This is a genomic window from Inquilinus sp. OTU3971 (assembly GCF_038440215.1).
In genome coordinates this window covers 1-450 of sequence record NZ_JASATH010000448.1, presented here as the reverse complement: position 1 = coordinate 450, position 450 = coordinate 1, and the positions used below count along the sequence as shown (strand labels likewise).

At 67.6% G+C, this 450-nt stretch carries 1 protein-coding gene; it reads right to left on the bottom strand.

The genetic code is table 11. The annotated features are described in order from the left end of the window. Positions 1-366: helix-turn-helix domain-containing protein (locus AAHM41_RS40355; RefSeq protein WP_342242280.1), on the bottom strand; the 366-nt coding region annotated here is incomplete at its 3' end. Between the last annotated feature and the right edge of the window lie 84 nt (positions 367-450).

Below are 450 nucleotides of genomic sequence, written 5' to 3'. Positions count from 1 at the left end.
CCGCACCAGACCCTCCCGACGCAGCAGATCGCCGATCGACGAGGCTGCCGGCCACGCCGTCTCCGGCTCTCGCCGCTCCAGCAGCGCCTTCAGCTTCTTCGGACCCCAGCGCGGATGCGCCTCCCGCAGCGCCACGATCGCATCGGCCAGCTCCGCCGCCATCGTCTGTCCCGGATGATGCGGCGCCCGTGACCGCGGCTCCAGCCCGGACCAGCCCTCCGACCGGTACCGACGCATCAGCTCGTAGCCCCACTGGCGGCTGATCCCGAACCCTCGGCACAGCTCCGACATCGTCTCCTCGCCTGCCAGACAGGCCGTCACAAACCGTACCGCCTCGTCCAACGCTCTGGTCTCCTGGAATGGCATCGGCAAAGACCCTCCTTTGCCGATCAGGAAACCTGTCAACGATCTTGCCGGTCCATTCTGTCCACGATCTACCCGGTTCGGACC